Consider the following 5,701-nt stretch of genomic DNA (forward strand, 5'->3'; position numbering starts at 1 on the left):
GGGGGCGTCGGCCTTGACTTCGGGCTTGGGGAACAGAATCGCGCCGCCCTGCACCTTCGTTCCGGCGGGCGTCAGACCCCAGGCCGGGCGCAGAGGGTAGCCCTGGCGACCCAGACCGAGTTGCTCCCGAATCTCCCTGGCCTTGCTGGGAATCACGGCTTCGAGCGCCACACTCGCCACGCGCAGGCCCTCGGCGGCGGTGTACAGCACGGTGTCCAGGCGACTCTGGGTTTCGGGCGACTTGGCGAGGTTCCAGGGCGCAGACTCGGCAATGTAGCGGTTGAGGTCACGCACGAAGCCCATCGCGGCGTCGATCGCCATGTTGATTTTGAGGTCGTCCACCAGTTCCAGCACCTGACCGGGCAGCGCCAGAGCCGCCGCGCTGATTTCGCGGTCACGCTCGGTCAGTTCGCCCACCGCCGGAATCAGACCGTTCCGGTACTTCTGAATCATGGACACGGTGCGTGAGAGCAGGTTGCCGAGGTCGTTGGCGAGGTCGGAGTTGAGGCGGCCCACCAGAATGCCCTCACCGAAGGGGCTGTCGGCGCTGAGGCTGGCTTCGCGCAGCAGGGCGTAGCGGATGGCGTCCACCGGCCAAGCGGCGACCAGGGCTTCGGGGTCAATCGCGTTGCCCAGGCTCTTGCCCATCTTGCGCCCGTCTTCGGCCAGGATGTGGCTGTGCACCACCAAGCGGCGGTACATGGGCAGCCCGGCGGCCCGCAGCATGGTGGGCCAGAAGACGGCGTGCGGCTTGAGAATGTCCTTGCCGATGACGTGCCACGCCTGACCGCTCACGCTGGCGCTCTGGCCCTGGCTGACCAGCGGCGTGAGATAACTCAGCAGCGCATCGAACCACACATAGGTCACGTGGTCGGCGTCCCAGGGCAGTTCGATGCCCCAGGGCACGCGGGCTTTAGGACGGCTGATGGACAGGTCGCCAATCGGCTCGCGCAGCATTTCCAGCACTTCGTTGCGGTAGCCCGCAGGCTGAATCAGGTCGGGGTTGGCCTGCAAGGTTTCCAGCAGCCAGGGCTGGTACTTTTCCATCTTGAAAAAGTAGTTGGCCTCGCGGCGCAGTTCGGGCGGGTCTTTGTCGCCGGGATAGCGGCGCAGCCCATCGGCTCCTTCGACCAGTTCCTTGTCGGTGACGTAGCGCTCGGCCCCCACCGAGTACAGCCCCTCGTACTCGTCGAAATAGATGTCGCCCGCGTCATAGACCTGCTGGAGGATGTCCTGCACGAACTTTTTGTGCTTGGGCGCGGTGGTGCGGATAAAGTGGTCGTAGCTGATGCCCAGCTTTTTCCACAGGCCCTGAAAGGCCCGCTCGGAGAGGTCGTCCACCAGTTCCTGCGGGGTGACGCCTTCACGCGCCGCCGCCTTGCTGATTTTTTCACCGTGTTCGTCGGTCCCCATCACGAAGGTCACGTCGCGCCCCGCCAGCCGCTGATAGCGGGCGATGGCGTCCGCCAGAATCTTTTCGTAGACGTGTCCGATGTGGGGACTGCCGTTGGCGTAGTCGATCGCCGTGGTAATGAAAAACCCTTTGTCCTGCCCGTTGTCTTGTGGCACTTTCTCACTCTCCTACGCGGCGCGTACCCTGATGAGAGGCAGGCCGCAACAGACCCAGAGTATAGGGAAGGGCAGAGAAAGGGTGAAGGGCGCAGGGAAACGGCTTCCCCGGCCCTCCACCCTCCACTCCGCGCCTTACACCGTTTCGTCGGAAGGTGGGGTCGCCCGCCCGTCGTCGGCTCCGCTGCCGCTCTCGACCAGTCCAGCGGGGTTGACCATCACGGCTGGGGTGCCGGTCTGGTTGGCGTTGGGAATGGCGGGCACCACCAGCGCCTCGGCCACCTCGCGCTCACGCATCACTTCGCCTTCCACGGGCGAGTTGACCAAGTTGCCACTCTCGCGCTCGACCTGCTCCACGCTCTTGCCCAGGGGTTCGTCGCCGTATCGGTTGGTCATGGCTCAGTCTAGAGGCTGAAATCACCCCCCGGCCCGTGACTTGACGGACGATGAAGTCCGCCCCGCTCAGCGAATGCGGAACCCGATGTCGCGCCGCAGCTGTGCGCCCTCGAAACCGATGCGCTCTGCCAGGGCGTAGGCGCGGGTCAGGGCCTGCTCGCGGGTGTCGCCAAAGCCCGTGACTGCCAGCACGCGCCCACCGCTGCTGACGAGTTGACCGCCCTTCTGGGCCGTGCCCGCGTGGAAGACCTTCGCGCCTTCTTGCGGTTCGGGCAGGGTCAGCGGAATGCCCTTTTGCGGCTCGGCGGGGTAGCCGGGCGCAGCGAGGATGACCACCGCACTCGCGCCGCCGCCGAAGCGCACGCTCTCGGGGTCGAGCTGGCCCTGGGCGGCGTCTAGCGCGTGCCGGGCGAGGTCCGATTCGAGCAGCGGCAGCACGGCCTCGGCTTCGGGGTCACCAAAGCGGGCGTTGAATTCGACGACTTTCGGCCCCTGGGGGGTCAGCATCAAGCCCGCGTACAGCACGCCCCGAAACGGCGTTCCCTCGGCCCGCATCCCCGCCAGCGTCTTTTCCACGATGTCACGGCGGATGACTTCCATCTGTTCGGGCGTGACCGGAAAGGGGCAGATGACGCCCATGCCGCCCGTCATGGGGCCGGTGTCACCCTCATGGATGGTCTTGTGGTCCTGGCTGGGCGGGGTCAGGGCGTAGCGTTCGCCGTCGGTCAGCGCCAGGATGCTGACTTCCTGCCCGGTCATGAAGTCTTCGATGACCGCTTGCGCCCCCGCCTGGGTAAAGATGTCGCGCAGGGCAGCTTCGGCCTCGGCAACGGTGTGGGCGATGGTCACGCCCTTGCCCGCCTTGAGGCCCGCGTCCTTGACCACGATGGGCGGAGTCCGGGTCGCCGCGTGGGTGAGGGCCGCGCCCAGGTCGGCGAAGGACTGGTGCTGGGCGGTGGGGATACCGTGGCGCACCATGAACGCCTTGCTCCAGGCTTTGTCCCCCTCCAGCCGACTCGCCGCCTGACTGGGACCGAAGGCCGGAATGCCGCGCCGCTCGCACTCGTCCACCACGCCCGCGGCCAGATACGCCTCGGGGCCGACGATGACCACGTCCGCGCCTTCCTGAGCCGCCAGTTCCGCCAGAGCGAGCGCGTCCTGCGCCGAGGCCAGCACCCGCGCCTGCTCCGCGATACCGGGGTTGCCCGGCGTACACAGCACTTCATGCCCGGCCCGCACACAGGCGTCTACGATGGCGTGTTCACGTCCGCCGCTTCCAATCACCAGAACTTTCATCAAGGGGGATTGTAGAGCGCGGCGACCTTCAGCCCCGCGCCGCTTTACGCGTCCAGTAACGGGCGAGTCCCTGCACGCTCATCCAGGGTGGACAGGCGAACTCGTAGCGTTCACGCAGGCCCGGCGCTTCGGCCTCTATGTCGGACAGTTGTCGCTCGGTGAATTCCTCGGTGATGGCCTGGGGGCTGCGCCCCGCCTCCAGCCCGGCCCGCACCCAGCCCGCTTCCTCGTCCATCTTGGCGAGCAGGCCGTCCCAGTGGGCAGGCGTGTTGGCATAACGGCCAAAGTGGGCCAGATGCAGGTGCCGGGCGTCCAGGGTGCGCAGGGTCGCCACGCTCTCGCGCCAGACTTCCAAATTGATGTCCGGGGGCGGGGTGGGCGCACGGGTCGTCTGCCCCTCCGCCAGCCGAACGCCGCCTACGTCGCCCAGGAAGAGGTCGTCCCCCACGTGGTACGAGACGTGATGCACGGCGTGACCGGGGGTATACAGGGCGCGAATCTCGGTGTGGCCCAGTTTCCAGAATTCGCCGCCCGACAGCACCTTCATGCGGTCGGGGTCGATGGGCTGCATCTGGCCCCAGAGCTGCTCCATCTGGTCGCCGTAAATCTGGGTGGCGCTCGCCAGCAGCTTTTCCGGGCGGGCGAGGTGGGGTGCGCCGCGTTCGTGGACATAGGCCCGCGCCTTCGGCAAGCGCTCCAGCAGCGTGCCTGCCGCGCCCGCGTGGTCGAAATGGATGTGGGTCAGCAGCAGGTGCCGCAGGTCGGACAGGCCAGCGCCGAATTGCGCCAGTCCTTCTTCCAAGTGGCCCAGGGTGCTGCCCGGCCCGGTGTCCACGATGGCGAGGCCGTCGCCCGTGTCGAAAACGGACGAAGAGATGACGCCGGGCGTGTCCTGAAAGTGCAGGTCGATGGTCTGAACGGACATGGTTGGCCTCCTGAACTGTTTCCTGAACTGCGCCCCAGATGAGCGGTGCGCCGACTGTCGGGTGAGAACTACGCCTTGCCGAGCAGCCTCGCCCCGGCCAGCACCGCCGCCGCCGCGTACTGCACGAAGGCGAACGCCCGAATGACGTTGACATTGGCCGCCGTGCGAAGCGGCCCCAGCGTGAGGTAGAGGATGCCGCTGGCGCTGACCAGAATGAAGGCGACCACGAGCCACAAAAGCATGCGGTGAGGATAGCGGGTTTTCCCCACGGTCCTCACCGCATGGTGGGTCTGAAGTCAGCCAGGGTCAGGGCTGAGGAACGGCCCCGAAGCCCGCCGGGCGGCCCAGCAGACGCAGGTTGAGCACATTGTCGCCGCTGAGTTCGCTGACAGTCTCGGTGCTGCAGTCGTACTTGGCATTGGTCTTGCGCATGATGGGCCAGACCACGGCGGCGGCGCGGCCCGCGATGTCGCGCAGCGGCACCGGCCCGAACAGGCGCGAGTCTTCCGAACCGTTGACCGTGCGGTTGTCGCCCATCATGAAATAGGTTCCGGCAGGCACCGTGAATTCGGGCTGGTCGGGCAGCACCCCGGCGCGCCCCGAGGTCGCCTGCATCGCCAGGTCGCTCTGGGTGTCCCAGCAGCCCTGCTGTTGCCAGTAGTCGGTCGTCCAGCTCGAATCCAGTTTGGCCCCGTTGAGGTACACCTCGCCGCCCGAAATTCGCACCCGGTCACCCGGCATCCCGATCAGGCGCTTGATGAGAAAGGGACGGTAATTCCACAGCCCGAAGAAGTTCTTGTTGAGGTTGCTGATTTTCTGCGCCGCTTGGGCCGGGGGCTTGAAAATCAGGATGTCGCCGCGCTGGAAATTGCCGATCCCGGCCTTGTGCAGCCAGGTTTCGTACTTGGGCACCAGCACGCGCTCGCGGTTGCGGAGGTTGGGCATCATGGAATTGCCGTCCACGCCGACCAGCGTCGCCACGAACTGCGTGATGACCACCGCAAAGACGATGGGTTCGAGCAGTTCTTTCCATACTTTTTCCAGCGTACTGGGCGCGGGCTTGTCGTTTACAGTCATGCGAGGTCAAAGATAGCTCACGGTGCATGAGAGCGGGAAACGGCGCCCCCCCTCAGCCGAACAGTTCCTGCAGACGCGGCAGATGTTCGCGGGCCTCGCGCCTTCCGGCTTCGATGGCTTCGGCAGAGCGGCGAAAATCTTGCAGGTCAATGCGGCCGAGGTCGGGCGAGAGCAGGGCGTCGGGGCGGTAAAGGCTGAGGCGGGCGTCGGTCAGTTGGGCCTGCATGATTTCGACGGCGCGGCGCAGCGCCTGCACAGTCCCCAGATGCGGTTCCTTGCGCCAGGGCAGGCGGCCCAGGTCAGGCAAGTCGAGCGCCTGCGGCACCGTCACGTCCACCGCCAGCACCCGCCGCGCCCCCAGGAACAGCGCTGCGTCCACGGGCACCTGGTTCAGGATGCCGCCGTCGGCCAGCAGCATTTTGCGGTAAGGCACCGGGT

7 protein-coding genes are annotated in these 5,701 nt (G+C 66.5%); all 7 read right to left on the reverse strand.

Annotated elements, in window-relative coordinates; all coding sequences use genetic code 11:
• A partial coding sequence (gene metG / locus Q4C89_RS05910; RefSeq protein WP_303101679.1) for a methionine--tRNA ligase occupies nt 1–1,569 on the reverse strand: 1,569 nt, incomplete at its 3' end.
• A 135-nt stretch (nt 1,570–1,704) separates the two neighbouring features.
• Complete coding sequence (locus Q4C89_RS05915; RefSeq protein WP_303101680.1) at nt 1,705–1,965, reverse strand: hypothetical protein; 261 nt, start codon at nt 1,963–1,965, stop codon at nt 1,705–1,707.
• Between the two features lie 66 nt (nt 1,966–2,031).
• The gene (gene purD / locus Q4C89_RS05920) at nt 2,032–3,261 is read right to left on the reverse strand and encodes a phosphoribosylamine--glycine ligase (RefSeq protein WP_303101681.1); all 1,230 of its coding nucleotides are present in this window, start codon (nt 3,259–3,261) and stop codon (nt 2,032–2,034) included.
• Between the two features lie 28 nt (nt 3,262–3,289).
• Nucleotides 3,290–4,186 carry an MBL fold metallo-hydrolase gene (locus Q4C89_RS05925; RefSeq protein WP_303101682.1) on the reverse strand — a complete coding sequence of 299 codons (897 nt, stop codon included), beginning with the start codon at nt 4,184–4,186 and terminating at the stop codon, nt 3,290–3,292.
• A gap of 68 nt (nt 4,187–4,254) precedes the next feature.
• Nucleotides 4,255–4,428: a hypothetical protein gene (locus Q4C89_RS05930; protein WP_303101683.1), complete on the reverse strand. Its 174-nt coding sequence runs from the start codon at nt 4,426–4,428 to the stop codon at nt 4,255–4,257.
• A 64-nt stretch (nt 4,429–4,492) separates the two neighbouring features.
• A complete protein-coding gene (gene lepB, locus Q4C89_RS05935) occupies nt 4,493–5,263 on the reverse strand; it encodes a signal peptidase I (protein WP_303101684.1) in 771 nt (256 codons plus the stop codon).
• 52 nt (nt 5,264–5,315) lie between these two features.
• On the reverse strand, nt 5,316–5,701 hold a 386-nt coding region (locus Q4C89_RS05940), incomplete at its 5' end, for a patatin-like phospholipase family protein (protein ID WP_368493213.1).

Origin of the sequence: Deinococcus sp. (assembly GCF_030523985.1) — a bacterium.
Lineage (GTDB): Bacteria > Deinococcota > Deinococci > Deinococcales > Deinococcaceae > Deinococcus.